The organism is [Mycobacterium] stephanolepidis (genome assembly GCF_002356335.1).
Classification (GTDB): Bacteria; Actinomycetota; Actinomycetes; order Mycobacteriales; family Mycobacteriaceae; genus Mycobacterium; species Mycobacterium stephanolepidis.
Genome location: NZ_AP018165.1, coordinates 4596057 through 4622357 on the forward strand (window position 1 = coordinate 4596057; position 26301 = coordinate 4622357).

Consider the following 26301-nt stretch of genomic DNA (forward strand, 5'->3'; position numbering starts at 1 on the left):
GGGTCAATGGTGCCTCTCCGGTGTCGGGTGCCGTACAGACACCACGAACGAGCCGCGCCGAAATCGACAGCGCGCGCCCGTACTGTCGATTCGTGAGAGGCAGTATGCGGCGATACGCGGCGTATGCGAGCGTCGCTGGTTCACTCGTGCTCGCGGCATGCACGGATCAGGTTCCAGGCACACCAACCTCGGCCGCCACGTATTCCTGCCAGGCACGATCCGTAACGGGGCGGGCCTACACCCAATTCCGCCCAAATGGTCAGCCGTTATCCGTCTCTATCCCCGAACTCCCCGGCTGGCGGTCAGCTCCGACTGCATTGAGGGAAAACCAACTCGCCCTTACGAAAACGATCGGGACAACCCAAAGTTATGTTGCGCTGTCAATTCTGCGGCCGGAGCCGGATCGCGACAAAGCTTCCGCGCAACTGAGCATGTTGACTAGGTTCGACCCGTCAGTGTCGATCATTCAAGAAGAGACGGTGAATGTTTGTAGCCTAAAGGCATCAAGACTCGTTGGCATTGCCGAAAATCGAGACCTGCGGTTCGACTATCTGAACCTCACGTACCCGGCCAACGGGGTCTTCTATCCTGTCCAACTCCGCAATCAGATGGGCGCGGGCGATGTTCCTCTGTTCGGTGCCGACGTCGAGGTGATTTTCCGAAACGTGCAGATCGGACCGTAGAGTCGGCCTATGCGCAACGACTTCCGTCGGAACATCTTCCGTGCCATGACTTCTGGTGCACTCATACTCGCCGGGTGTTCGCAGCCAGGATCCGGCACCCCCACGGCGGAACATCCGACGTCCTATTCATGCCAAGCACAGGCAGTGACAGGCGAGATCTATACGCGGGCAAGTACGCCCAAGGAACCGTTCACCGTTTCCATCCCCAAGCTCCCAGGTTGGGAACCGGCCGCGACAGCACGCACAGATAACAAGCTCGCGGTCGTTAAGACGATCGGAATCAGCAGGAGCCTCACCATGCTGATGTCCTTGGATCCTGCCTCTAGCAACGAGCAGGCGGCGGAGCAATTGGACGGCCTTACCAAGATCGTCGGGCCGGTGAAGATCACTCATGATGAGACCATTGAGATCTGCGGTATCCGAGCAACGCGGCTGATTGCCACAGCAGGAGAGCGCGCTCAACAGTACGACTATCTCAACATCGTCTACCACGTGGGCGACGACTACTACCCCGTGCAGCTACGCAACCAGATGAGCATCGGCGATGTGCCTTTGTTCAGCGCCGATATCGACGTCATGTTCCAAGGATTCCAGATCGGCTCGTAGCCTGGAGTACCTGCTAACCGGCTCCAGGGGTCTCGGGACTCCATAACACAGGGTCGACCCGGGCCGCGTTGGCGGCATGAACATCAATCGTTGCACCCTCCGAATCGATTCGGTAGGGCACAAGCATGTCGATGGCAACTCCCTCGGAATGCTCAAGTTTGATCTTGATGGCATCTCCCGCAACCGGAACCAAGGCTGTCACGTCCAGCACTGCGGCCCGCGCTCGCAGCTGCTGCCTGTCGCTGGGCAGTTCCAGTCCATCAATGATCCCAGACTCATCCTGCGGCGTTGCAGCTATCGCGGACCGCCGGACTGATACATCACCGGCCAGTCCAATGACCATCATGAATGGTGCGAAGTCATCGGCATGCGCAAGCTCTACCGCGACGAACTTGATAGCATCACCAAACAGCTTGTCCACATCGTCTTGTGCTTGCGGCGATGCTGTTGATCTCCATTCCATTGGACATCCTTTGAGCTGTTGGCGGGTTGGGCAGGGAGGGGATTCATGGCAGACCAACGACTGCGTGTGTCGACAACCGCGCTCGAGCAAGGGGCACGCGAGCTACGTCAGCATCATCGCATGATCGAGACGTCTGTTGCCGAAATCCATCGGCGGGCTCAAACACTTCAGGGCGTATGGACTGGCTCAGCTGCAAACGACGCGGCAACGGCATGGGACGATCTTCGCAAGACACTCACATCCCATCTGAACGTGTTGTCCGAGCATGCCGAGCTGCTGTTGAAAACCGCGAAGCTCCACAGTGATCAGGAACAGCTGACTACGCAGGCCATCGCCTCAACGGATATGTAGCGGGAGCCGATATGTCTGAACGCTCGTATGACTTGGATGCGATGCAGGAACACATCGACTTCCTGACCGCACAAATGGAATCGCTCACCGAGCAGGCGAAAGATATTGAGCGTACAGCTGAGGGCGTCCTGTCTCAGTACGAGGGACAAGGCGCAGAAAAGTTCATGGAAGCAAACGCTGAGTGGCGAACCAAATTCACACAGCATCTTGAATCACTTGGGGCACTGCGCGACAGAATCAAGATCACTCACGGCAACTACCTCGATGCGAGGACGAAGAACCGCGAAATGTTCCCGGGGGCGTATTCATGACAAAGGCCGATCCAGAATGGTTCTACTCCGTCGCCACCAAACTTGCAGAGGCGGCCACTTCCTTCGAAGCCCGCTTCACCGCACTTGACCAGAAGTTGAATGTCTCTCGATCAGCGGGTGGCTACGCAACCGGTGGACCGCGCTGGAGCTCCAGCTATGACCAATCCGCGTCCGATGTGTTCGAAGTCGGCTCCCTTGGGGTGATGGCAGCCACGGTCCTCTCAAAGTTGGTACACGAAGCAGGGCTCAACGAGGCCAGAGCGGAGAACGAGTCGAGTCCAACGGGCCCTCAAGAACGCACTCCGTCACCGCCCTCGGGGAGCAAGATCAACCACGCCATGCACCCCAGCCAGCTGTCCGTCGGCGGAAACAACTCCAAACCAGACCATTGGTCTCTCATTGCCGACTATGTAAAAAAGGAATGGGCTGATTGCGACGAGAGTCGAATTCGTGCGGCCGGATCCGCCTTCAGTTCCTTCGGCACAGACAGCCAGAAGCAAGCAACCGATCTCTGGAACGCCTGCACGGCGATCTTCACTGATGATCGACAAAAAGGCTATCCAGAGATCAATGAAATGGTCACTGAAATCGCCAACGTATGTGGCGCACTCAAGGGGGAGGTCGCTTCTGACCTGGGCGTCGCCTGCGAGGCCGTAGGCTCAAAGGCCGACGAGATGAAGAAATTAGGTCAGCAATCCCTTACGATACTGCACTACATTATCCTATCGTATGAAGTGGACAAGGTACTGGCGCGCAGACTTCCTTTTGGCGATCGGATAAGAAAAGGTATCGATCGATTAATTGAATTCAACAAAAGGGAATACGCCAAAGCCAATGACAAACTCATGGAGTCGATCAACCAAAAGGTAGACCAAGCAGCCGAATCCAACGAAGGTATCAACAACCTTGCGACAACGGATGCCAAGTTTCTGTCAAATCTCCTGGACAGAATTCCCAGGCAAACGGACCCCATTCGCAATCGCACGAAAGAAGAAAATGAGGCCGCTGGCGACGAAGGGGAGCGGCGGGCAGGAATCGATCCCAGGGCACCCAAGCGAGAGGTGCGAGTCATCGTCGACACCGGCTCCGGGCCCGTGGGACGCGAGGTAGTCCCTGATCGGATTGATGACGTAAACCGACAGGTCATTGAGGTTAAGAATACCAACGAGATCAGACCTGATCGAGTGCAGATTCTCGCGGAGGCCGAGTGGGCGCGACAGAACGGCTACACGATGACCCTTGTCGTCGACCATCGCACCGTGATCAATGATCCGAAGATCCAAGAAATGGTCAGCAACGGGCAGATTCAAGTAGTTAGAAAGGAACTTGATGACGCATACTTCTAATTACATCGGCATGCCGCAGGGCGACGACTGGATGGACAATATTCCCTCTCAGTATGTTCATGGAGAACGTGGGTTTGATGCACGCATAATGCACGATCTGGCAGAGGTTGGGGTGCGTGCTTACACACTAGATGCGCTTGCCAACGGCCCCGCAACGATTCCTGAGGCCATTCCTGTTTTCATAGACTGGCTGTCTCATTTAGAGGAACGCATACCCGGGCCGGAACCAGATCATGGTCACCGCTCGATTATCCGTTCCGGTTTAATTCGCAACCTCATCGACCCAGCAGCACGCGGAAATCAGCAGGTAATTGACCTACTCATCAGCCAGGTCCAACATCAGCCACCCCTACCATTGCGGCAGATAGATTGGGCACTCGGTGGCCTCAAACTAACCTGCGGACCAAAAGATTTCTCAAAGATCGTTGCGTTAATTCCCGACCTGCCTGCGGGTACGCCAATCATTCCGGTCATTCAATATCTAGGAAAAGTGAAAACACGCGACTCTCATCAATTGCTAATCAGATATCTCAACGGGCCGGCACGCGAATTCGCAATCAAAGCACTCGTTCAAGCGAAGGCGCCCGGCATTCGCCATCTCATCGAACCTCTTGTCCACGACCCGGATACGCTGGTTCGAAAGGCAGCCCGACGCGCTATGGAACGACTACCCAATGACTGACGAGCCCGATCACCTCAAAGAAATCGCAGAGCGTGTGCGCGCCCAGGTGGCGGAGCTGGAATCGCAGATGAGCAGGATCGACGCGATAGAAGCCGAGGCCGAATCCATGGATCGGATGGTCCGTGTCCGAGTGAACGCAAACGGAATGGTCCTCGGCATCCAGCTTCACCAAGCGACAGCGCGCATGGATCGTGGGCGACTTGGGACGCTGATCGCCGAGACCGCCCAGGCCGCGGCGTATCGGGCCTCTGATGCTGCCCATCAATTTTTCGAGGGCCTTCTCGCGACACGCGCTGAACTTCAGCAGGCAGCAGAGGCAATCCATCCTGAGGCCCGTCAGATGTTCAGCAGCCACCTGCCGGCCCCGCACTCTTCCCCATCACCAAGCCATTGCCCTCCCGCAAAGCCGCCTGTCGTTTACCCAACGCAACAACCTCCACAGCGCTACGCAGCGCTCGATGACGAGGACGCCCATTACGAACGCTTCAATCAAAACCCCTTTGGGAGAAGTTGATACAAGCGAACGAGTCGCGCCGAAATCGACAGCGCGCCACAATTGGCCCATGGCCTACGACGAGGACCTGGTGGAGCGCATCCGTGAAGTGATCGCCACGACCAAGGGTGTCACCGAGAAACGGATGTTCGGCGGCCTCGCGTTTCTGGTCGACGGGCACATGACCGTCGCCGCGAAACGCGAAGGCGGCCTATTGGCGCGCTGCGATCCCACGGAGACCGAAGCTCTGCTGGCCAAGACCCACGTCAGCCGGATGGTGATGGGCGGGCGCGAGATGGCCGGCTGGCTGAGTATCGAGGCCGAGGGCGTGCGCACCCGGCGGCAGCTGGAGCCGTGGGTGAAGCGCGCTCTGCTCTACGCCGGCTCACTGCCACCCAAGTAGCCGCACCGGCCGCTATCCGCCGCGCAGCACCATCAGCTTCTGCATGTCCGCCAGGCCCTGCTCCTGCGCCTGCCCCAGGAATGTCGGCAGCGGGGCCTGCACTTCGGGTAGCACCTCGTTGTCGATGAGACCTTGCAGCTCGGCCTCTTTACCGCCGTGGCCGGCTTGGTTCTCGATTTCTTGCTGCCCGGAAAGCGTTGAATAATCGTAGAATTCGCGATCAGACGGCCGCGTGCTGTCGACCTGCATGCCGCCGGGTTTCCAGTACGAGTAGTTGGTCAGCTTGGCTTCCGCGGTGCGGACCGCCACGATGTGGCTGGGCGCCGAGGTGGGAATCTCGCTGGGTGCTGCGATCTCGCCCATCAACTTCTGCGTGTATGGAGATTTCATCAGCGTGGTCATCTCCTCCACCGACATGTCATCGGTGACGTGTGCAATCCACTTGCGTCCTGCCGCATTGTTTTTGGCGATATCGGCGATATCGGCGCGGGCAGCCAGGTAGGAGAAACGCGGGTCGGTACGCCACCCGTTGCCGCCGGAGCCGATGGTCAGCAGCAGCGGAGCCAGGTCGACGCTGGAGGTCAGCTGCGTGCGCGTATCCCCCGGCTTCGGGGTGAGCACCCCGTGTGGATCGCGGATGTACAGGGGAACCCGGATCGACTCCTCGTACGCGGTGGCCCCCTTACCGCGCAACCCGTGAGAGCCCCCGTATTCGCCGTGATCGGAGGTGAAGACGACCACCGTGTTGCGGTCGACGTCCGGACGCGATGCCAGCTTGTCGAGAACCCGCCCGATCTGAGCGTCCACCTGCTGTTGCAGCCACAGGTACATGTCCAGGCAGCGGGCCCATTGCCGGGCCATATCCGGACCCGAATAGGGCACCGCGCCGGTCATGATCGGCGACATGAAATTGGCGTAATCGATCTGCAGCTGCGGCTTGCGATGCTGACGCAGCTCATCGGGCGTCTGAAAATTGGCGGGAACGTTATCGAACCAGTGCGGAACATCTTCCGGAAGAGGGTTTCTCGGCCACCAGCAGATGTCATGCGGATTGACCAGCGACACCGTGGTGCACCAGGGCCCCTTTCCCGCATCCGCGTCGAACCATCCCGCGAACTGGTCGACGATCCCGGGGTCCTTCTGTAAACCCTGGTTGGGAGCCCCATTGGGCGAAGGGAACGTTCCACCCGAGAAACCGTGTGCATCAAGACCTTCAGGATTGGTATCGCTCCAGTCTCCGAGATGCCACTTACCCCACCACCAGGTGCGATAACCCTGCTGTCTCAGCATGGTGCCCCAGGTGGGGAACTGCGGAGCCAGACTCGATTCGCTGGGCCCTTCGCCGGTGAACAGGCAGCCGGTCTGGTGCGAGTACAGCCCCGTCGTCATGGCTCCTCGCGATGGGGTGCACATGTTCGATGCGGTGTAGTGCGATGCGAAAGTAACGCTTTCCCTTTGTAATCGGCTAAGACTCGGCAGGAGGTTGGTGAGTTTCTGGATATCGGGGAACCACTGCGGGGCCCTCATCTGATCCACGATGATCACCAAGATGTTCGGCTTGTTCCCGCCTGCCGTCGGCGAATCAGTACGCCCCGGCTTGCGGAGTAGTTCATATCCCCCGAAGCCTACGGCGGCGGCACCCGCCGCGACTGCCCCGGTGGTAAGCACTGTTCTGCGATTGAGCTCGGCCATGAATCCAACGTAACCGCAATTCCTGACAATGAACGGTGAAGAACCCTGCCAGTTTTGGGTACGACGCGCTACGGCTGCGCGGGAGCGCCGGGCGCCGACGGCGGCGGGGTCGCCGGCGCCGTAACCGCGGGAGCGCCGGGAACGGCATTCGAACTACGTGGCGGCGCAAGGGGCGCCGGTGCCGGAGCGGGTGTCGGCGCAGGGGCTGCCGGGGGCTGGGTACCCATGATCTCGATCTCGCTCACCGACACCAGACCGTTGAACGCGTCCTGCCGTTGGCCGCTCTTGTTCACGATCGACACCCCCGGTTCGGTGGCCTCGATGACCATGGTCACCGAATCGGTCACCACATTCACCTTGATACTCGCCAGCGCACGACTCACCGGAACCTGCTGCTTGACCGAGCTGCCGTCGCTGAATTCCCAACGCACCCGGGTGATCTTGCGGTTCTGGGCGAAGCGGTCGGACCCGTCGATATCGGTCTTGGCGTATCCGGGAATCAAACCAACCGAGGTGATGAGTGTCGGATGATCGAACTTGGCCGTGATCGACTGACCGTCTTGTTCCTTCCACTGGCACCGCCACGCGGTGAGTGGGTCGTTATCGAACGCCTTGGCGGGGTCGTAGACGTATTTCACCCCGTTGCTGTCGGTGCCGTCCTCGGCCTGGACGCAATTGGTGGACACGTCCACCGGCTTAACTGCACTCGAGGGCGCAGCAGGTGGCGCCGTCGAGGTGGGCGCCGCAGCGCTACTCGTCACCTTCGGGTCATTCGGCGGCAGCATTCCGTGCGTCTGCTGCTGGGTGGATCCATCGCCGCGCACCGCCATGTATCCGACGTAGCCAAGCCCGACGATCACGAGCAGACCCGCAAGCATCGCGAAGGCCATGATGATCCCGCGATGCGATCGCGCATTGGGATCACGCCACGGATCGGAGAACTGCACCTGCGCGGCCAGCGCGGGAGGGCACACGGGCAACTGCGCCAGGGCCTCACGCAGATCGGGGCGGGTGTGCCACAGCCGCAGCAGTTGATCCTGCGGTAGCGCCGGGTTGTGCGCGGCGGCGAACTCCGCGTCGTAGTCCGGCGCCGGTCCGTAGTTGTATGGACCGGTCATGGGCGGCCATTATTCCGCACGAAGGGGCGTCGGGGACCACAGGTAGCCACCCGCCATGCCGGTCTATTCATGGTTCTCCATGTTCCCCACTCGCCCCGATCGAGTATCCGCAGGCCCGCCGCGTGGTCCGCCGGAGAATCGTCAGCATCTTCGGACGTGCTAGTTTGGCCGCTGGTATCTGCATGACCCAGAGGAGCTCCGATGACCAGATTTGTGGTGCCGGCCGCCGCGAGCGTGCTGATCGGGCTGCTGCTGGGCGCCGCGGCCGTGTTCGGTCTGACGCTGTCGGTTGAACAGGACAAGAAGCCCGTCGTGACCGGTATCGATCCGTCGACGGCAATCCTCAACCGTCCCGATTACGGCAACCGGAGCTGACATCGCGCGGCTCCCGGCAGCGCCGCGCCGCATTTCCTGAACCGTGACGCACCGCCTTGACTCTTCCCCGCTGAGCCGGCGGTGGCTCGCGGTCGCATCGGCACTCGCCCTACTGCTGACCTTCGCCCAATCACCCGGACAAATATCTCCGGATACCAAGCTGGATCTGGCCATCAATCCGCTGCGGTTCGCCGCGCGGGCCCTGAACCTGTGGAGCAGCGATCTGCCGTTCGGGCAGGCACAGAACCAGGCGTACGGGTACCTCTTCCCCCACGGCGCCTTCTTCTCGGTCGGTCACCTGCTCGGGGTGCCGGCCTGGGTGACGCAACGGCTGTGGTGGGCACTGCTCATCGTGGCCGGGTTCTGGGGAGTCATCCGGGTCGCCGAGGCGCTGGGTATCGGCACCCGCGGCTCCCGGATCATCGCGGCGGTCGCGTTCGCACTGTCCCCTCGGGTGCTGACGACCCTGGGCGCTATCTCATCCGAAACGCTGCCGATGATGCTGGCCCCGTGGGTGCTGTTACCCGTCATCCTGGTGTTCCAGGGCCGGATGTCACCGCGCCGGGCCGCAGCACTGTCGGCCGTCGCTGTCGCGTTGATGGGTGCGGTGAATGCCGTCGCCACCGCCCTGGCCTGCGGGGTGGCCTTCATCTGGTGGCTGGCCCACAGACCGAACCGGACCTGGTGGCGATTCACGGCATGGTGGATTCCCTGTCTGGCGCTGGCCACCACGTGGTGGATCGCAGCCCTGCTCATCTTCGGCAAGATCAGCCCGCGTTTCCTCGACTTCATCGAATCCTCCGGTGTCACCACGCAGTGGACCTCACTCACCGAGGTGCTGCGCGGAACCGACAGCTGGACACCGTTCGTGGCCCCGACCGCGACAGCGGGATCCTCGCTGGTCACCCAGTCGGCCATGGTCATAGCCACCGCGATGATCGCCGCCGCCGGCATGGTGGGGTTGGCCATGCGGGGCATGCCCGCTCGCGGACGGCTGGTCGCGATACTTCTGGTGGGCCTGGTGTTGCTGACGGCCGGATACACCGGAGCACTCGGATCGCCTGTGGGCCAGCAGATTCAATTCTTCTTGGACGACGGCGGCACGCCGCTGCGCAATGTGCACAAGCTCGAGCCGCTGATTCGTCTACCGCTGATTCTTGGCCTGGCACATGCCTTGTCGCGGATACCACTGCCCGCGAGCGTGCCCGTACGGGAGTGGCTCGGCGCGCTGGCGCGCCCGGAGCGCAATCGGGCGGTCGCTTTGGGGATCGCACTGTTCGTGGCACTCGCCGCGAGCACCTCGCTGGCCTGGACGGGCCGGCTGGTGCCCCGCGGCGGCTTCGATGCCATCCCCGGCTACTGGCAGGACACGGCGCACTGGTTGGCCGATCATGACGACGGCGGACGGGCGCTCGTGGTGCCGGGAGCCCCGTTCGCGATCCAGACCTGGGGCCTCACCCGCGATGAACCCCTGCAGGCGCTGGGCCAGACTCCCTGGGGGGTACGCGATTCCATCCCGCTTACACCGCCGGAAACCATTCGCGCCATCGACTCCGTGCAGCAGCTGTTCGCCGCCGGCCGTCCCTCGGACGGGCTGGCCGACACCCTGGAGCAGCAGGGCATCTCGTACCTGGTGGTGCGCAACGACCTCGATCCCGACACGTCCCGTTCCGCCCGTCCGATCCTGGTGCACCACGCCATTGAAGGGTCCCCCGGACTGACCAAGGTCGCCCAGTTCGGCGACCCCGTCGGGGCCGGGACGGTGGAGGGCTTTGTCGCCGACAGTGACCTACGCCCAAAGTATCCAGCGGTCGAGATCTATGCGGTGGGCCGACAAAAGGCCTACGGAGATCCGTATTTCGCGGATACAGACAGCATGCCCCGGGTGGCGGGCGGGCCCGAGGCCCTGCTGCGCTTGGGTGAGCGACGTCGCCAGCTGAACCAGCCACCGCTGGGCCCGTCCCTGTTGGCCACCGATGCGGCGCAAGCTGGTGTGCGTCCCGGGCCGGCGATGGTCACCGACACTCCACTGGCCCGTGAGACCGACTACGGGCGCGTGGACGACCATTCCTCGGCCATCCGCGCACCCGGTGACAAACGCCGCACCTTCAATCGGGTGCCCGACTACCCCGCCACCGGGGTTCCCCTCGTGAACGGAACGTGGGCGGGCGGAACCATCACCGCGTCCAGTTCCGCCTCGGATTCCACGGCACTGCCCAATGTGGCACCCGGCACCAGCACGGCGGCCGTCATCGATCGCGACAACGCGACAAGCTGGGTCAGCAGCTCACTGGAAGCTGCTCTTGGGCAATGGATTCGAGTGGATCTGGATCGGCCTATCACCAATGCGATCCTCACCGTGACACCGAGCGCCACCGCATTGGGAGCACAGGTGCGGCGGCTGGAGGTCGAGACCGACAACGGCACCACGTCGGTACGGTTCGATGAGCCGGGCAAACCCCTGGACATAGCACTGCGGCCCGGGGAAACCAACTGGATCAAGGTGACGGCCACCGGAACCGAAGACGGCACCTCCGGCGTGCAGTTCGGGATCACCGAGCTGTCCCTCACTCAATACGATGCCGCCGGATACGCCCACTCCGTCGATTTGCGCCACAGCGCAATCATTCCCGCCCCTCCGGCGGGCACCACGGTGCTTGGCTGGGACCTGGGATCACCGCTGGAGGGGCGGCCCGGCTGCATGCCGTCGCCGGAAAGACTGCGCTGCGCGGGGACGCTCTCACTCTCCCCCGAGGAACCCGGCACCTTCATCCGTACACTGACTGTGCCCCAACCTCTTTCACTCACACCAGAGCTCTGGGTACGGGCCCGCTCCGGACCGCAGCTGCGCGATTTGATCACGCAGCCCGGCACCACCACGGCCTCCGGCAGTGCCGATCTGATCGACCTGCGGGGCTCGTCCTATGCGGCCACCGACGGCGATCCGGGCACCGCCTGGACGGCACCACAGAACTCGGTACTTCGCGAGCACCTTCCCTCTCTTGTGATCAAACTCCCCAAACCGGTCACCGTCGGGGGTATTCGATTGCGCCCCAGTAGCACCGAGGTCCCCGCACACCCCAAACAGGTAGCGATCGATCTCGGGGACGGCCCGCAGGTGCGCTCCATCGACCCCAAGGCCGATACCTCCACGCTGTCTTTGCACCCGCGAGTCACCGACACCATCACCGTCACGGTGATGAACTGGACCGACATCATCGACCGGACCGCGCTGGGAACCGATCAGAACAAACCACCCGGTATTGCCGAGCTCGTCGCACTGGACACCAGCGGTCGGCCGATCGCTCCCGCCGACGCAAACGCCAACGACAACCGCGTGATCAGGATCGGATGCGCTGATGGGCCGGTGCTGGCGCTGGCCGGGCGCTTCATCCCCATGTCCATAACCACCACGGTGCGGAAACTATTGGACGGCAGTCCCATCCAGGCCACTCCGTGCGATAGAACACCTATCGAAACGGGCGCAGGGCCTCAGGACGTCACCGTCAACCCACGCCAGCAGTTCATCGTCGACGGTGTCCAGCTCACCGCACCGGGCACGACACCGGCCGCCGCCACCGCGACAGCGGCAGTCAAGGGCAGATGGGACGCGGCACGACGCGAGCTCTCCGCGGATCCGGCACCACGGGACCGGGTGCTCGTGGTTCCCGAAAGCATCAACCCCGGGTGGGTGGCCCGCGACGGACAAGGACACACGCTCAACCCGATACGGGTGAACGGATGGCAGCAGGGCTGGGTGCTTCCGGCCGGCGTCGGCGGCCCGATCACACTGACCTTCGGCCTCGACACCTGGTACCGCGCGGGGCTCTTCGGCGGGCTGGCGCTGCTTCCCGTCCTGGCGCTTGTGGCCCTCATCCCCGCGCGGCGAAAAACCGAACTGCCCCAGGTGGTCCCCTGGGGTTCCGGCCCGGTCGCGGGTGTCGCGGTGCTGGCCGCCCTCACGGCCATCAGCGGCATCACCGGAGCCGTGGTGGGCCTGACCACACTGGCGTTCAAGGTAGGAACACGGTGGCCGCTGCGCGCGCTCACGGCAGCCGGCGCATACATATCGGGCGGCTCGCTTCTCCTGGCCGGGGCGGCTCTCTCACGGCATCCGTGGCGATCGGTGGGCGGATACACCGGCCACTCATGGTGGATTCAGCTGTTGGCGCTGATCTCCGTAGCCACGGTGGCGCTCGCCGCGGTACGGCTCCCTTCCCGGGCACTGGTGCGCCGTTCCTGGAAGCGTCGTAATGCCTCACGTGACGGGGATTCCACCAGCGCATAACTGACGGCGGCCATCGCGAAGCCGAATATCAACGTCAGAATCAGTACCAGTGGGAAGTGACCGCTGAACGGAAAGTGACCAATCACGGTGAAGACCATGTTCAGCGCCGCCAGATGCCAGATGAACAGGCCGTAGGACCACCGCCCGAGCGTCACCATCAGCGGGCTGCCCAGTATCCGGTGCGGCGTGCCCGGGCTGTCCAGCGTCAACGGGAGCAGCAGTGCCCACGCCAGCGTGGCACCCATCGCGATCTTGACGGCGTACTGATGCGGTGGTGCCTGCGTCAGGCCCTCCGGGCCGGCCAGCGGGGAAGCGGCCACTGCGAATGCGCTGAGGGCCACCACGGCCAGCAGCACCCGTCGGCGCGCCAGGCGCAGCGTCCAGGCGGGCGGCGCGGCACTCCACTCGGCGAGCAGCATGCCCGCCACGAACCACGAGAAGAAGGCCGGCGGCCATGTCAACGGATTGATGCCGACCGTGGTGTGAAAAGGGATGAACGCCCACCCGAAACTGGCGGCTGCGGCAACCACCAGCACCGGGGCACGCCGGCGCAGCGGTGCCCGCCGCATGATGAGCGCGATGGCAGGCAGCGCGATGTAGAAAGCGACCTCCACCGCCAGGCTCCACATCTGTGTCAGTCCCGCCGTCAGTGTTAGCGGAACGTACAGCTGTGTGAGCGTCAGATTGGCGGCCCAGACCACCCAGTCGGCCCCCGCGGCGTCCGGTAACAGCAACAGGATGACGAAGACGGCGGCCAGGTAGGCCGGGACGATGCGGACGAACCGCGACGCGAAGTAGCGCCCGGTGGGCTGCGGCGCGGGCCCGCCGTGTGCCGCCAACGCATGTGGCCGCCACAGTAGGAATCCCGATAGCGCGAAGAAGACTGCCACTGCCAGGTCAAAGCGGCCCAGAATGCGGCCATCGACGCCACCGTTGTGGCCGGTTTGGAATGCGGTATGTGTGACGACTACCCCCATCGCGGCACACGCGCGCATGCCCTCCAATGCCGGGACGAAGCCCCGTGCATGGACGGCCGGAGCCGATACCTGCGCTGCTGTCACCCCGCCGAGGGTACGGTTCTAAGTCGATCCGGCGGCGTTTGACCAGAACGAGACCGGTGAATCCGTAACATCGCCGAATGACCACCTGATGGCAGCGGCTGTTAGGGTCAGACAGATTTGCCCTGGGCATGCAGTGTCCTCCGGCCACCGCCGGGACCAGGGTTACCGCACGTTAAGGAGGGTTCGGCGACTGTGAACCGCGGGGTCATGATGCGTATCGCAGCGTGCGGACTGCTGGGGCTCGGCTCGGCTCTTATCATCGCCGCGCTGTTGCTCAGTACGTACACCAGCAACCGGCTTGCGAAGATTCCGCTCGACTGGGACGCCACATTGGTGAGCGAGGGCAAGGGCCGCGCCCTGGACCCGGCGTCGCTGTCCGGACAGAAGTTCATTACCGATCCGGATAAGCCGCTGGCGCTGCAGGAGCAGATCACCACCGTCAGCCCCGCCGATGCCACGAAGGTCGGCCTGCAGGCCGGCATCACTCTTCGGCGCACCGACAAGCAAGGCGACGCCGGATTGGTCCTGGCCACCGTCGACACCGTCACCGTGGACCGCCACTCCGCCGAGGCGATCTCCAGTGAAGACAACCCCGGTGGCAGCGTGCAGAAGCCGCGCGCCATCGAGGACGAGACGCCCCCGACGACTATCGCTCTCAAGCACGAGGGGTTGAGCTACCGGTTCCCCTTCGACACCGAGAAGAAGACGTATCAGTACTTCGACGTGGTCGCCCAGCGCGCCTTCGACGCCAACTACACCGGCGAAGAAGATGTCAACGGCCTCACCGCTTATCACTTCACCCAGAACGTGGGCTACGACGCCAACGGCAAGCTGGTGGAACCGGTCGCGTACCCCTCGCTGTACGACAAGGACGAGGACTCCAAGGTGACGGCCCGCGCCGTGCAGTGGGGTGTGGAAGCCGAGCACGAGGACGAAGAGATCACCATGACTCGCTACTACGCGGCACAGCGCGAGTTCTGGGTGGACCCGGTCAGCGGCATCATCGTCAAGAGCAAACAGCATGCGCTGCATTACTACTCGCGTGACGCGCTCAAGCCCGAGGTTCCGATGGTCGACTACACCGTGCAGTCGAACGACGAGACCGTGGAGAAGCAGGTGAAGGCGGCCCGCGATACCCGCGACAGCCTTTCCATCTGGTCGAACATCCTGCCCATCACATTTGCGGCCCTGGGCGTCGTGGCGCTCGTCGGCGGCGGCCTCCTGGGCTCGTTCAGCCTGCGGGCCGAGTCCGCACTGATCGATCCCGGTCTGGACACGGTGGATCACGGATTCTTCGGCCGCCGAAGCCCGGAGAAACCCTCCGCCAGCGAGGCCGACACCGACAAGTTCCCGTCGCCTCGAAACCACCTCTAGCCGGGACGTCTTGCGCCGCACAGGCCTTATTGCGCCGCTGTACGCACTGGGCTTGGCGGCGGCGATTACCGCGCCACTTGCCGCACCCGGCTATCTGCTCATCCGCGACGCCGTCTCGACACCGCGCTCGTACCTGACCGACGCGGCCCTGGGGGTCGGTGAGGCAGCTCCGCGCGCCGTACCGCAGGACTTCTTCATCGCTGCCGTGACAACGCTTGTCGACGGCGGATTCCTCGTCAAGATGCTTCTCGCAGTGGGTTTATGGCTTGCCGGATGGGGGGCGGCGCGCCTGGCCGCCCACCTGGTTCCCACTGCCGGTACTCCCGGTCAGCTGGTAGCGGCCACCATCGCAATCTGGAATCCCTATGTGGCCGAACGACTTCTGCAAGGACATTGGAGCCTGCTGGTCGGCTATGGCTGCCTGCCGTGGATCGCGCTGACGACAATCCGGCTACGCTCGGCGTCCGGTATCGACACCTGGTGCACGCTCGCATTCTGGATCGCTTTGGCCGGATTGACGCCCACCGGAACGGTCCTCGCACTGATCGTCGGGCTTGCGGTGGCACCGGGTCTGCGGTCACGGCTTGGCGTACTGACGATCTCAGTACTGGCCGCGATGCCGTGGCTGGTGGCCTCGGGGCTGGGAACCGCCATACCTGCCGGAGACGAGGCGGGGGTCCACGCCTTCGCGGCGCGCGCCGAACCGGGATTGGGCACACTCGGAAGCCTGGCCTCGCTGGGTGGTATGTGGAACGCGTCCGCGGTACCGGCCTCACGGACGACACTGTTCGCGTTGGCCTTCTCGGCGGTACTACTCGTCGTGGTGGCCGTCGGTGTGGTGGCGCTGTGGCGCACCCGGGCAGCGCTCGGGCTACTCGGCATCGCCGGTGCCGCCGTGGTCATTCCGGCACTGCTGGCGACTGGTCCGGGGTTGACGCTGACCACCTGGCTCATCACCGAAGTGCCCGGTCTGGGCATTCTGCGCGACGGCCAGAAATGGGTGGCATTGGCGGTGCCGGGGTACGCGGTGGCCGGCGCCGCGGCCGTCACCGTGCTGCGCGAACGTTCCTCACAACTTGTGGCTGCCGGATTAGCTTGCACAGCACTAATATTCACACTTCCAGACCTGGCATGGGGAGTCGGCGGTCGCGTCGAATCGGTCACCTACCCGGCCGGATGGGCGGCCGTCGCGGCCGGCATCAATGCCGAACCGCATCCGGTGGCGGTGCTGCCCGCGGAAACCGTGCGGCAATTCCCCTGGACCCCGTCGGCGATCCCGGTACTGGATCCGTTTCCGCGCTGGATCCGCGGTGACACGGTCAGCAGTGGAGATCTGCGCGTCGACGGGCGCGACGTACGCGGAGACGGCACCCGGGGACGCCATGTCGCGGAACTGCTACGCACCGGGGCCACACCGCGCGAGCTCGCGGCGCAGGGCATCGGATGGGTGGTGGTGCAGGCGAATACTCCAGGCGAACAAGATATTTCGTCGGCAACACTGACGCAGCTCGAGCCCGTCTACCGTGACGGTGATATCGCGCTCTATCGTGTACCCGGGCCGTGGTCATCCATCGGAGCGTCGCCCGGTCGACGCGTCACCGTCATCGCGGCGCACCTGATGTGGGTTGTGCTGCTGGCCGCGGGCAGTGCCCCCGCGATCAGTTGGCTGCGTGGGCGACGGCGCTCGCCGTAATCAGGCGGGGATTTCAACCTGCGGAGCCGCCACCGGTTCATCGCCGATGATCCCCGATATCGGTACGCCGACCACTGCAGCCTTGAGCACGGTCCACACACCGGATGCGCTGCGCTGCCACGAGAGATCGGCACAACGAGCCCGCGCCGCCTCGCCCATTCGGTATCGAAGTTTGTTGTCCGCCAAAAGAGTCGCGGTGTGCCGAACAAACTCATCCTGATCGCGTGCCAGCAGACCGGTGATGCCATCGGTGACCGAATCGGTGAGCCCACCGGAGGAGCGGTAGCCGATCGTGGGTACGCCGTGCTGCGCGGCCTCGGTGACCGCCAGGCCCCAGCCCTCCTTGCGCGATGGCATCAGGTGCACCCAAGCGCGTTGCAGTACCCGATGCTTGGCCTCCTCGCCGAGGTAGCCGTGGAATGTCACCGAGTCGGAAATACCCAGCCGGGCCGCATGTTCCACCAATGGATCCATCCACCAGCCATCCCCGACGACATCGAGGTGCACATCGGACACGTGATCGCGCAGCAGCGCAAGAGTGGTCAGCGCATGCTCGATCTGCTTATGCGGCACCAGACGCGAGAGCACCACGACCCGGGGCGTTTCACTGCGCACGCCGTCCAGCGCGCCAATTACGGGCAGGCCCGGAATCTCATCGATACCGTTGCGTACCACCGCAATCCGCCCGGGCGCTACACCGAGCGACACCAGGTCCGACGCGGACGGTTGCGAGACCGTCAAATATTGGTTGCGCCGATGCATCCGCGGAGACAACCGCGATTCCAGCCACCAGCCCAGCCTGCCGATGAGCTGCCCTGCCACGGGCCACTGCTCGCGGTGACAGTGATGGACAAGTACTACAACGGGCGCACTGACCACGGTGCTTGCGAAAAACGGGATGCCATTCTGGGTGTCGATGACGACATCGGGCCGCACGTCACGCAATGCCCCCAGGCCCAAGCGGCTGGCCAGCAGCGACAGCAGTGCCCGCGGGTACACCGTGAAACGCCCGCCACCGCGCGAGATGTGCACTCCGTTGACCACCTCGCGGCGGGGGGCGCCCGGGTAGGCGGCGCATCGCAGCGTCACCTTCACGCCGGATGCGGCCAGTTCGGCGCCGATGCGCTGCAGATAGGTTTCGCTGCCGCCGCCCTGCGGATGGTCGGTATCGCGCCAACACAACATGAGGACCTCCCGTGGGAGGCCCGGCTGATCTGACACTTCGCTAAACACCGTTATGCACCCTAGGCCGTTAGGGTGGGCCTCCAGAAATTCCGTCTCCCTTAATAAGGAGACCGAGCAGAACGAGAACAAGTGCCGGAAATCACCGATCTATTTGCCCGAAGGGCGAATCTGCGTCGTTCTGCCAGCTTATTATCGTCTTTTCGCTTTGAGCAGAGTGCGCCAGAGAGGTTTTACGGCACGGTGGCGCAGGACACAGTTCACCTGATCACCGACTTGTGGCGACAGGCGACGAACATCGGGCTGCAGGGCCGCACGGTGCTGGACGTCGGAGGCGGACCGGGCTACTTCGCCTCGGCCTTTGCCGACGCCGGAGCACGGTACGTCGGCGTCGAACCCGACCCCCGTGAGATGCACTCGGCTCCCGAGGGAACCGCGGGTATCCACGATCCACGAGCGGCCTATCTGCGCGCGTCCGGAATGGCTCTACCGATAGCCGACGACAGCGTCGACATCTGCCTGTCCTCGAACGTCGCCGAGCATGTACCTGAGCCCTGGCGGCTCGGCGCTGAGATGTTGCGAGTCACCCGGCCGGGCGGGCTGGCCGTCTTGTCCTACACCGTCTGGCTCGGCCCGTTCGGTGGCCACGAAATGGGCCTGACGCACTACTTCGGGGGCGCCCGGGCCGCCCGGTGGTACACCCGCAGACACGGTCATCCACCCAAGAACAACTACGGGTCGTCACTTTTTCCGGTATCGGTGCGCGACGGTCTCGAATGGGCCCACGGGACGGGCGCGCTGGTCGCCGCATTTCCCCGCTACCACCCAAAATGGGCATGGTGGATCACCAAAGTTCCCGCTGTGCGGGAGGTTCTGGTGAGCAATTTGGTGGTTGTGCTGCGCCCCCACTGAATCAGGAATTGCAACAGGTTCCACTTCCCTTGACTGCCCGGTAGTGTTGCGTACGTCACGCAACGAGGCGGACATGAAACGGAAGTCACGACACCTTGACTGAGCAGACAGCGACGCATGAGGACGTTGCACGCCCCGCCGAATCACAGCGGGACCCGGAAACCCTGCGCGGCGCCCTGGCCGGTTGGATTTCGGCCCAATTGCCGTCTGATGCCGCACTGAGCGTGGACCACGCGGAGCTGCCCAGCGCCAACGGCATGTCCAGCGAGACGATTCTGGCCGATGCGCAGTGGACCGAGAACGGTGAGCGGGCCGCACATCGCCTGGTGATCAGGACGGCACCGCAGCCCGATTCGAGCCCCGTGTTTCCCACCTATGACATGCGTCGCCAGTTCGATGTGATGGATAAGCTCGGCCAACACACCAGCGCCGTGGTGCCCCCGGTGCTCTGGTATTGCGATGACCCCTCGGTGCTCGGCGGAGAGTTCTTCGTCATGAAGCGCGTCGATGGGGAGGTCCCACCTGACCGCATGCCCTACACGTTCGGATCCTGGGTGACCGAGGCCTCCGACGCCGACCGCCGCAAGATGCAACGGCTCACCATCGACCAGATCGCCCGGGTTCACTCCGCCCCCGTCGAGGAGTTCGCGTTCCTCAATGACGCCCGCGAGGGCGAGACGGGCCTCGATGCCCATGTACGCCGGACCCGAGACCTCTACGAGTGGGTACGCGGTGACGGCCCCGCCATCCCGCTTATCGACCGCGGATTCGAGTGGTTACAGGCGAATTGGCCGACCGAATCTCTGCGCGCGGCCGACACGGTCAGCTGGGGAGATTCGCGCCCGGGAAACGTCATCTACCAGGATTTCGAACCGGTGGCGCTGCTCGACTGGGAGATGGCCACCATCGGACCGCGCGAGCTCGATCTGGGATGGATCATCTTCCTGCACAGGTTCTTCCAGGACCTGGCCGAGATCGCGGGCCTCGCCGGGCTGCCCAGCTTCTGCCGGCGCGAAGACATCGCCGCCGAGTACGCCGCCCTCACCGGGCACCATGCCAGCGATCTGGACTTCTACACCACCTATGCGGCATTGCAACACGCCGTGATCATGGTGCGCATTCAGATGCGTGCCATGGCCTTTGGTATGGCAGAGATGCCGAATGACCCCGATGACCTGATCCTGCACAGGGTCACTCTGGAGAAAATGCTGGACGGAAAGTACTGGAGCGAGGTTTCCGCGTGAGCCTGTCTCCCTTCGACGATTACCCGATCCATCAGATCGCCGATGTGGTCCGCCATGTCGGCACCTCGGACCGAAACTTCTACGACCGCTATTACTTCGGTTGCCACGGCGGACGCGCCGACCTGCCATATCTGATCACCGGCTTGGGCGTCTACCCGAACCTGGGTGTCACCGATGCATTCGCATCGGTACGCAATGGTGAGGACGTCGTGGTGTTTCGCGCATCGCGCGCGCTGGGAGACGACCGTGCCGATCTGAGGGTCGGGCCGTACCGCATCGAGGTTGTCGAGGGCCTGAAGAAGGTGCGGGTGATCCTGGAACCCGGCGACGACTACGACCTCGCCTTCGACATCACCTATACCGGCGAGATACCGGCCTCCCTGGAGCCGGGCCACTACCAGCGCCAGCTCGGCCGTGTCATGTTCGATACCTCGCGATTTGCCCAAACCGGCACCTGGGCAGGTCAATTGACGGTCGACGGCACCACCCACGAACTCGACGGCGTCAACTGGTCGGGCAACCGGGACCGCTCCTGGGGAATCCGGCCTGTCGGCGAGGGCGAGCCCGCCGGGCGGCGTGCCACCCTTGCGGGCGGCTTCTTCTGGCTCTACAACGTGATCTCGTTCCCCGAATACTCGATTGTGTTCATCAACCAGGAGGACGAGCACGGCACCAAGGTGGTCAGCGGTGCTCGCCGGGTATGGCGCGATCCGGCGAAGGGAATCGAGGAACTCGGCCCCATCACGCATGACATCACCTTGGTTCCCGGCACCCGCGAGGCGAGTTCCGCGGTCATCACGTTGGGTGACATCACCATCACCGCCGAGATCGTGCTGCCGCACTACTTCGGCTTCGGCACCGGATACGGCCTGGATTCGGACTGGCGCCACGGCATGTGGCAGGGCGACCTCGTCGTGCAGGGCAAGCGGTACAAAACCGCGGAACTGGACGCCACGCTCAAACTGCTATGCCCCGTAGACAATCTCGCAACGTTCCGCCTGGTCGAGAACGGCGTGGAGGCCCTCGGCAGTGGACTGTTCGAGTTCGGGCCCATAGGCCCACATAAACCCTCCGGTTTTACCGGGTTCGTTGATACACATCAGGAAAGAGACAGCGATTCATGACGAATTACGACAAGCTCTTCATCGGCGGCGTGTGGACCGAGCCTGCCACCGACCAGGTGATCGAGGTCATCTCGCCCGCCACCGGGCAGAAGGTGGGCCAGTGTCCGCTGGCGTCCCCCGCCGACGTCGAGGCCGCGGTAAGTGCTGCCCGCCGCGCCTTTGACGACGGCCCGTGGCCCAAGCTGACTCCGCACGAGCGCCAGGCGATATTGCAGAAGGCAGTTGCCGGGCTGGAGGCCCGTAAGGACGAGATCTGCAAGGCCATCGCCGACGAGACCGGCGCTCCCCCCATGGTCATCGAAACATTGCAGTGGTTGGGCGGTTTCGGTGCCATCCAGTACTACGCCAATGCGGCGGACGCGGTGAAGTGGAAGGAACTGCGCAACGGCGCCTACGGTCAGACGGTGGTGACTCGGGAGCCCGCCGGTGTGGTGGCCGCCATCGCAGCCTGGAATGTGCCGCTGTTCCTGGCGCTCAACAAGATCGGCCCGGCGTTCCTCGCGGGGTGCACGGTGGTACTCAAACCCGCTGCCGAGACTCCGCTGTCGAGCTTCATCCTGGCCGAGGTGTTCGCCGACGCGGGCGTGCCCGAGGGCGTGCTGTCAGTGGTGCCCGGCGGGGCCGAAACCGGTCGGGCGCTGACCAACAACCCCGACATCGACGTGTTCAGTTTCACCGGCAGCACCGCCGTCGGTAAGGAGATCGCCGAGATCGCGGCCAAGAACCTCAAGAAGGTCACCCTTGAGCTGGGCGGTAAGTCGGCGGCCATCGTGCTGGAGGATGCCGACCTGGCGGCGGCCTTGCCGATGCTGGTGTTCGCGGGCCTGATGAACGCGGGCCAGGGCTGCGTCAACCAGACCCGGGTGCTGGCACCGCGCTCACGGTACGACGAGGTTGTCGACGGCATTGTGGGGATGGTCTCGCTGATGGGCGTGGGCCTGCCCGACGATCCCGCCACGCAGGTGGGCCCGCTGATCACCGAGAAGCAGCGCGCCCGTGTCGAGGGCTACATCGCCAAGGGCATCGAAGAGGGCGCGCGGCTTGCTTACGGCGGCAAGCGTCCCGAGGGTCTGGACGGCGGATACTTCGTCCAGCCAACGATTTTCGCCGATGTCGACAACTCGATGACCATCGCGCAGGAGGAGATCTTCGGTCCCGTGCTGTCGATCATCGCCTATGACTCCGTGGACGAGGCCATCAAGATCGCCAACGACTCCAACTACGGTCTGGCCGGCAGTGTGTGGACCACCGACGTGCCCAAGGGCCTGGAGGTCGCCGCGCAGATCCGCACCGGCACCTACGGCATCAACTGGTACGCCTTCGACCCCAGCTGCCCGTTCGGCGGCTACAAGCAGTCCGGCATCGGCCGGGAGAACGGGCCCGAGGGCATCGAGGAGTACTGCGAGCTCAAGAGTGTGCTGCTGCCGATGGGGTACACCCTGGAATCGATCTAGCCATCGAGTGCGAGTCTCACGCGGAAATCTTGCTTGAAAACCGCGTGAGGCTCGCACTCGACGCTAGGGTTCGACGGTGTCCACCACCGCCGAGGCCGACGCTGCTCCAACGGGTCTGCGCAAGGTGGTCGCCGCGTCAATGGCGGGCACCGTCGTCGAGTGGTACGAGTTCTTCCTTTACGCCACCGCCGCCACCCTCGTCTTCAACAAGGTCTTCTTCCCCGCCGTACAGGCCGGGGGCAACGACCTCGACAACATCATCAAGGCGTTCCTCACCTACGCGGTCGGTTTCGTCGCCCGGCCCATCGGCGGAATCGTGTTCGGGCACTTCGGGGATCGCTACGGGCGCAAGCACCTCCTGCAGATCGCGATCGTGCTGGTCGGCGTGTCCACCTTCCTCATGGGCTGCCTGCCGACCTTTGCGCAGATCGGCTACGGGGCCCCGATCCTGCTGGTGGCGCTGCGATTCCTGCAGGGTTTCGCGGTAGGCGGCGAATGGGGCGGCGCCGTGCTGCTGGTGGCCGAACACTCCCCCGATGCGCAACGCGGGTTCTGGTCGAGCTGGCCGCAGGCGGCGGTACCGCTGGGCAATCTGCTGGCCACCCTGGTGCTGCTCACGTTGTCGTGGACCCTCTCCGATGCGGCCTTCCTGGCCTGGGGCTGGCGTGTCGGATTCTGGCTGTCGGTCATCATCGTGGCCATCGGCTACTACATCCGCACCCGGATATCCGATGCGCCGATCTTCCAGGAGGCCCGCAAGGAGATCGAGGAGAACAAGGCCGGCTCATACGGCGTCGTCGAGGTGTTCCGCCGGTATCCGCGCGGGGTCTTCACCGCCATGGGGCTGCGGGTGGCCGAGAACATCCTCTACTACATGGTGGTCACCTTCTCGATCACCTATCTCAAGATCGAGCTGCACATGGACACCAGACGAATCCTGTTACTGCTCTTAATTGCCCACGCGGTTCAGGCGATCGCCCTGCCGATCGTGGGCCGGTACACCGACATCGTGGGACGACGTGCGCCGTACGCATTGGGGGCCCTGCTGGCAGCGGGGTGGGGCTTCATCGCGTTCCCGATGTTCAACACCCGAGACGAATGGGTGATCCTGGCGGCCATCGTGATCGGTCTGCTGGTGCACTCGCTGATGTTCGCGGGGCAGCCGGCCATCATGGCGGAGATGTTCCCCACCCGCATGCGCTACTCCGGGGTTTCGGTGGGCTACCAGGTGACCTCGATCTTCGCCGGATCACTGGCCCCGGTCATCGGCACCGCACTGCTGAGCAAGTACCACAGCTGGGTACCGGTGGCCATCTACCTGGCCGTCGTTGCTCCCATCACGCTCATTGCGGTCTGGGCACTGCCGGAGACCAAGGGCAGCTCGCTGCATGCACTGGATGCTGCCGACAGGGCACGCGCCTGACGCTAGGTTGGACCCATGGCGACCTATGGCTGGATCGGTTTGGGGAACATGGGCGGCCCGATGGCCGCGAATCTGGTGGCTGCCGGGCACACGGTGCGCGGTTTCGATCTCTCGGGTGATGCACTGGCCGCCGCTGCGGCCAACGGTGTGACAGCGGTGGAAGAGATCGCCGAGGTGCTGGCGGGCGCCGAGGTCGTGTTCACCATGCTGCCCAAGGGTGAGCATGTCCGCTCGGTGTTCGAGGGCCCCTACGGCATCTGGGAAAACGCCTCGCCATCAACGCTTCTGGTAGACAGCTCGACCGTCGACATCGAAACCTCCCGGTACTGTCACGCCGAATCGGAGCGCCGGGGGTTCCGGTTCGTCGACGCCCCGGTGTCCGGCGGAATCAGCGGTGCGCAGGCCGGCACGCTGTGCTTCATGCTGGGTGGTGATTTGGAAAACTCGGGTGCGGCAACCGATTACATAAAGCCGATGGCCGGTCGGGTGATCCACGCCGGAGACGGTGGCGCCGGCGTGGCCGCGAAGATCTGCAACAACATGATGCTGTTCATCGACATGATGGCCAATTCGGAAGGTTCACAGCTGGCCGAGCGACTCGGCCTGGATCCCAAGGTTTTTTGGGAGATCTGCTCGGTGTCCTCGGCGCGATCATGGGCGCAGCAGACCTGGTACCCGGTGCCGGACATCATCGAATCCGCCGCCGCAAACCGGAACTTCGATGCCACCTTCACGGTCGACCTGGCGCACAAGGATGCACGCCTGGCGTTGGCCGCGGGCGAGGCCACCGGCGTGAAGCTGCCCGCCGCGACCATGGTGACCGAGCAGTTCCAACAGCTCATCGACGAGGGCCTGGGCGGCAAGGACTGCTCGCTGATCGTCAAGTACGCGACACCCGACGGGTCGGCGCGCGGTTACGAGCCGTGACCCGGCCGCTCTTCATGTAATTGCTGTAAAAACCGGTTGTACGAAGCCAATTCGTCTTCTTGCCGGGCATCATCGGCCTCGCGCGCCTCGGTTTCGACCTGTTCCTCACGCCGCCACCGGATGGCGAAGATCAAGGTAGTCGCGAGTGCTATCGGCTCACCGTAGGACCAGGCCAGCGCGCCCGCCACCGCCTGGTCCTTCACCGGGTCGACGGACCACGCGGCGGGCGGATTGGCGAAGATGCCGATCAACGGCCTGGGCGCCATCATGAGGATGACGCCGATGAACACATGCAACGGCATTTCCACGAAGATGTCGAACATCCTGCCGAGGTTGGTCTGCCGGATCGGCAGTGGGTCGGTGGACAGGATAGGGATGACGAAGAGCAGGCCGCTGGCCAAGAAGAAGATCTCTAACCCGTTATGCCCCAACCAGGTAACGGCAATGGTGTCGAACAGCTGGGATAAATACAGGCCGTAATAGCTGAACAGAAACAGCGGAATGGTGACGGCGGGATGTAATAGCAGCGCGGCCGCGCGGCTGCGCAATCCGGCGAGCGCAGCCACCAGTACCCACCTGCCGGGCCCGTGGTGCGGCGTCGACCGCAACAGCAGCCGCCCCGGTGAGCCCAGCACCAACAACGGCGGCACCAGGATCGACAGCGTCAGCTGCTGGAACATGAATGCGCTGAACAATCGAAATCCGTAGCGGTCTATCGACAATCCCATGACCGCGCCCAGAATCAGGCATCCGGACAGGAAGCATGCGGTTGACCACCACGGCCAGCTGCGGCCCATCCGGCGTAGCCGGAGCACGCTCAGCAGGTACCACCCGGCCAGCAGCGCCGCGACAACGGGAAGCACCGGAATGGCGGGCGGGTTCCAGGCGAACAGCGACCAGACTGTCGGCGGCTCGGCGGGGATGGTGGTCAGCCCGCTGAACCACCTCGGATCATTCATTGATTATATTATGCGCATATTTGAATGAACTGGCCATCCGGGTATCGAACCAGGCGTTCATCGGCAGTTCGGATCGCCGCTAGCCAAACGGCATTGGTTCACAGCTTTGGTAGCTAGGGTGCGCGACGGGGCCGGGG

23 protein-coding genes and 1 pseudogene are annotated in these 26301 nt (G+C 63.7%); 18 read left to right on the plus strand and 6 right to left on the minus strand.

The window, feature by feature from the left end:
• Positions 1–92 precede the first annotated feature (92 nt).
• Both MSTE_RS25620 and MSTE_RS22850 read left to right on the plus strand, forming a co-directional pair.
• Positions 93–683, plus strand: coding sequence for a hypothetical protein (locus MSTE_RS25620; protein ID WP_231896947.1), 591 nt, complete (start codon positions 93–95; stop codon positions 681–683).
• A 297-nt stretch (positions 684–980) separates the two neighbouring features.
• A complete protein-coding gene (locus MSTE_RS22850; protein WP_096506291.1) occupies positions 981–1289 on the plus strand; it encodes a hypothetical protein in 309 nt (102 codons plus the stop codon).
• 13 nt (positions 1290–1302) lie between these two features.
• On the opposite strand, the gene MSTE_RS22855 is transcribed toward MSTE_RS22850, so the two are convergent.
• Positions 1303–1752 carry a hypothetical protein gene (locus MSTE_RS22855; RefSeq protein WP_096504647.1) on the minus strand — a complete coding sequence of 150 codons (450 nt, stop codon included), beginning with the start codon at positions 1750–1752 and terminating at the stop codon, positions 1303–1305.
• Positions 1753–1797: 45 nt separating this feature from the next.
• Between MSTE_RS22855 and MSTE_RS22860 the strand changes: the two genes are divergently transcribed.
• Genes MSTE_RS22860 through MSTE_RS22885 form a run of 6 tightly spaced genes read left to right on the plus strand, consistent with a single transcriptional unit; the run spans position 1798 to position 5338 of the window.
• Positions 1798–2103: a WXG100 family type VII secretion target gene (locus tag MSTE_RS22860; RefSeq protein ID WP_096504649.1), complete on the plus strand. Its 306-nt coding sequence runs from the start codon at positions 1798–1800 to the stop codon at positions 2101–2103.
• An 11-nt stretch (positions 2104–2114) separates the two neighbouring features.
• On the plus strand, positions 2115–2414 hold the full coding sequence (locus MSTE_RS22865) for a WXG100 family type VII secretion target (protein ID WP_096504651.1): 300 nt from the start codon (positions 2115–2117) through the stop codon (positions 2412–2414).
• Positions 2411–3760: a putative toxin gene (locus MSTE_RS22870; RefSeq protein ID WP_096504653.1), complete on the plus strand. Its 1350-nt coding sequence runs from the start codon at positions 2411–2413 to the stop codon at positions 3758–3760. The genes MSTE_RS22865 and MSTE_RS22870 overlap by 4 nt, the downstream gene beginning before the upstream one ends.
• A gap of 31 nt (positions 3761–3791) precedes the next feature.
• Entirely contained in the window at positions 3792–4442 is a 651-nt protein-coding gene (locus tag MSTE_RS22875; RefSeq protein WP_162291725.1) for a HEAT repeat domain-containing protein, read from the plus strand.
• Positions 4435–4956, plus strand: a complete 522-nt coding sequence (locus tag MSTE_RS22880; protein ID WP_096504655.1) for a YbaB/EbfC family nucleoid-associated protein — start codon at positions 4435–4437, stop codon at positions 4954–4956. Before MSTE_RS22875 ends, MSTE_RS22880 begins: the two co-directional genes overlap by 8 nt.
• 49 nt (positions 4957–5005) lie before the next feature.
• Positions 5006–5338 carry a TfoX/Sxy family protein gene (locus MSTE_RS22885; RefSeq protein WP_096504656.1) on the plus strand — a complete coding sequence of 111 codons (333 nt, stop codon included), beginning with the start codon at positions 5006–5008 and terminating at the stop codon, positions 5336–5338.
• Positions 5339–5350: 12 nt separating this feature from the next.
• On the opposite strand, the gene MSTE_RS22890 is transcribed toward MSTE_RS22885, so the two are convergent.
• The gene (locus MSTE_RS22890; protein WP_096504657.1) at positions 5351–7030 is read right to left on the minus strand and encodes a sulfatase-like hydrolase/transferase; all 1680 of its coding nucleotides are present in this window, start codon (positions 7028–7030) and stop codon (positions 5351–5353) included.
• Positions 7031–7098: 68 nt separating this feature from the next.
• Entirely contained in the window at positions 7099–8148 is a 1050-nt protein-coding gene (locus tag MSTE_RS22895) for an NADase-type glycan-binding domain-containing protein (RefSeq protein WP_096504658.1), read from the minus strand.
• A gap of 201 nt (positions 8149–8349) precedes the next feature.
• Between MSTE_RS22895 and MSTE_RS22900 the strand changes: the two genes are divergently transcribed.
• On the plus strand, positions 8350–8523 hold the full coding sequence (locus MSTE_RS22900) for a DUF2613 domain-containing protein (protein ID WP_005063958.1): 174 nt from the start codon (positions 8350–8352) through the stop codon (positions 8521–8523).
• 43 nt (positions 8524–8566) lie between these two features.
• Positions 8567–12811 (plus strand): alpha-(1->3)-arabinofuranosyltransferase, encoded by a 4245-nt coding sequence (locus MSTE_RS22905; RefSeq protein ID WP_096504659.1) that lies wholly within the window; start codon positions 8567–8569, stop codon positions 12809–12811.
• Here MSTE_RS22905 and MSTE_RS22910 read toward each other — a convergent pair.
• Positions 12724–13872 (minus strand): annotated as a pseudogene (locus MSTE_RS22910) (acyltransferase family protein); the annotation flags it as partial. The gene MSTE_RS22905 and the pseudogene MSTE_RS22910 sit on opposite strands and share 88 nt — an antisense overlap.
• Positions 13873–14064: 192 nt before the next feature.
• Between MSTE_RS22910 and MSTE_RS22915 the strand changes: the two are divergent.
• Together MSTE_RS22915 and MSTE_RS22920 are read left to right on the plus strand one after the other, a co-directional pair.
• The gene (locus MSTE_RS22915; protein WP_096504660.1) at positions 14065–15246 is read left to right on the plus strand and encodes a DUF3068 domain-containing protein; all 1182 of its coding nucleotides are present in this window, start codon (positions 14065–14067) and stop codon (positions 15244–15246) included.
• Between the two features lie 52 nt (positions 15247–15298).
• Positions 15299–16939, plus strand: a complete 1641-nt coding sequence (locus MSTE_RS22920) for a hypothetical protein (protein WP_162291726.1) — start codon at positions 15299–15301, stop codon at positions 16937–16939.
• Here MSTE_RS22920 and MSTE_RS22925 read toward each other — a convergent pair whose 3' ends face one another.
• Complete coding sequence (locus tag MSTE_RS22925; RefSeq protein ID WP_096504662.1) at positions 16940–18172, minus strand: glycosyltransferase family 4 protein; 1233 nt, start codon at positions 18170–18172, stop codon at positions 16940–16942.
• 81 nt (positions 18173–18253) lie between these two features.
• On the opposite strand from MSTE_RS22925, the gene MSTE_RS22930 reads away from it, so the two are divergent.
• From MSTE_RS22930 to mmsB, 6 genes are all read left to right on the plus strand, one after another.
• Positions 18254–19033 (plus strand): class I SAM-dependent methyltransferase, encoded by a 780-nt coding sequence (locus tag MSTE_RS22930; RefSeq protein WP_096504663.1) that lies wholly within the window; start codon positions 18254–18256, stop codon positions 19031–19033.
• 95 nt (positions 19034–19128) lie between these two features.
• On the plus strand, positions 19129–20277 hold the full coding sequence (locus MSTE_RS22935; protein ID WP_096504664.1) for a phosphotransferase family protein: 1149 nt from the start codon (positions 19129–19131) through the stop codon (positions 20275–20277).
• Entirely contained in the window at positions 20274–21401 is a 1128-nt protein-coding gene (locus MSTE_RS22940) for a hypothetical protein (RefSeq protein ID WP_096504665.1), read from the plus strand. Before MSTE_RS22935 ends, MSTE_RS22940 begins: the two co-directional genes overlap by 4 nt.
• On the plus strand, positions 21398–22855 hold the full coding sequence (locus tag MSTE_RS22945) for an aldehyde dehydrogenase (RefSeq protein ID WP_096504666.1): 1458 nt from the start codon (positions 21398–21400) through the stop codon (positions 22853–22855). The genes MSTE_RS22940 and MSTE_RS22945 overlap by 4 nt, the downstream gene beginning before the upstream one ends.
• A gap of 76 nt (positions 22856–22931) precedes the next feature.
• Positions 22932–24278 (plus strand): MFS transporter, encoded by a 1347-nt coding sequence (locus MSTE_RS22950; RefSeq protein WP_096504667.1) that lies wholly within the window; start codon positions 22932–22934, stop codon positions 24276–24278.
• A gap of 15 nt (positions 24279–24293) precedes the next feature.
• The gene (gene mmsB / locus MSTE_RS22955) at positions 24294–25205 is read left to right on the plus strand and encodes a 3-hydroxyisobutyrate dehydrogenase (protein ID WP_046255124.1); all 912 of its coding nucleotides are present in this window, start codon (positions 24294–24296) and stop codon (positions 25203–25205) included.
• Here the strand turns inward: mmsB and MSTE_RS22960 are convergent.
• Positions 25193–26164: a cytochrome c oxidase assembly protein gene (locus MSTE_RS22960; protein ID WP_096504668.1), complete on the minus strand. Its 972-nt coding sequence runs from the start codon at positions 26162–26164 to the stop codon at positions 25193–25195. The two genes, mmsB and MSTE_RS22960, sit on opposite strands and share 13 nt — an antisense overlap.
• Positions 26165–26301: the final 137 nt, after the last annotated feature.

Excerpts from the sequence above, each read along its gene's own strand:
- MSTE_RS22945 (WP_096504666.1), top strand. The coding sequence starts at position 21,398 with ATGACGAATTACGACAAGCTCTTCATCGGCGGCGTGTGGACCGAGCCT.
- MSTE_RS22855 (WP_096504647.1), bottom strand. The coding sequence starts at position 1,752 with ATGGAATGGAGATCAACAGCATCGCCGCAAGCACAAGACGATGTGGAC.
- MSTE_RS22895 (WP_096504658.1), bottom strand. The coding sequence starts at position 8,148 with ATGACCGGTCCATACAACTACGGACCGGCGCCGGACTACGACGCGGAG.
- MSTE_RS22860 (WP_096504649.1), top strand. The coding sequence starts at position 1,798 with ATGGCAGACCAACGACTGCGTGTGTCGACAACCGCGCTCGAGCAAGGG.
- MSTE_RS22850 (WP_096506291.1), top strand. The coding sequence starts at position 981 with ATGCTGATGTCCTTGGATCCTGCCTCTAGCAACGAGCAGGCGGCGGAG.
- MSTE_RS22890 (WP_096504657.1), bottom strand. The coding sequence starts at position 7,030 with ATGGCCGAGCTCAATCGCAGAACAGTGCTTACCACCGGGGCAGTCGCG.
- mmsB (WP_046255124.1), top strand. The coding sequence starts at position 24,294 with ATGGCGACCTATGGCTGGATCGGTTTGGGGAACATGGGCGGCCCGATG.
- MSTE_RS22900 (WP_005063958.1), top strand. The coding sequence starts at position 8,350 with ATGACCAGATTTGTGGTGCCGGCCGCCGCGAGCGTGCTGATCGGGCTG.
- MSTE_RS22875 (WP_162291725.1), top strand. The coding sequence starts at position 3,792 with ATGGACAATATTCCCTCTCAGTATGTTCATGGAGAACGTGGGTTTGAT.
- MSTE_RS22865 (WP_096504651.1), top strand. The coding sequence starts at position 2,115 with ATGTCTGAACGCTCGTATGACTTGGATGCGATGCAGGAACACATCGAC.
- MSTE_RS22885 (WP_096504656.1), top strand. The coding sequence starts at position 5,006 with ATGGCCTACGACGAGGACCTGGTGGAGCGCATCCGTGAAGTGATCGCC.
- MSTE_RS22880 (WP_096504655.1), top strand. The coding sequence starts at position 4,435 with ATGACTGACGAGCCCGATCACCTCAAAGAAATCGCAGAGCGTGTGCGC.
- MSTE_RS22960 (WP_096504668.1), bottom strand. The coding sequence starts at position 26,164 with ATGAATGATCCGAGGTGGTTCAGCGGGCTGACCACCATCCCCGCCGAG.
- MSTE_RS22870 (WP_096504653.1), top strand. The coding sequence starts at position 2,411 with ATGACAAAGGCCGATCCAGAATGGTTCTACTCCGTCGCCACCAAACTT.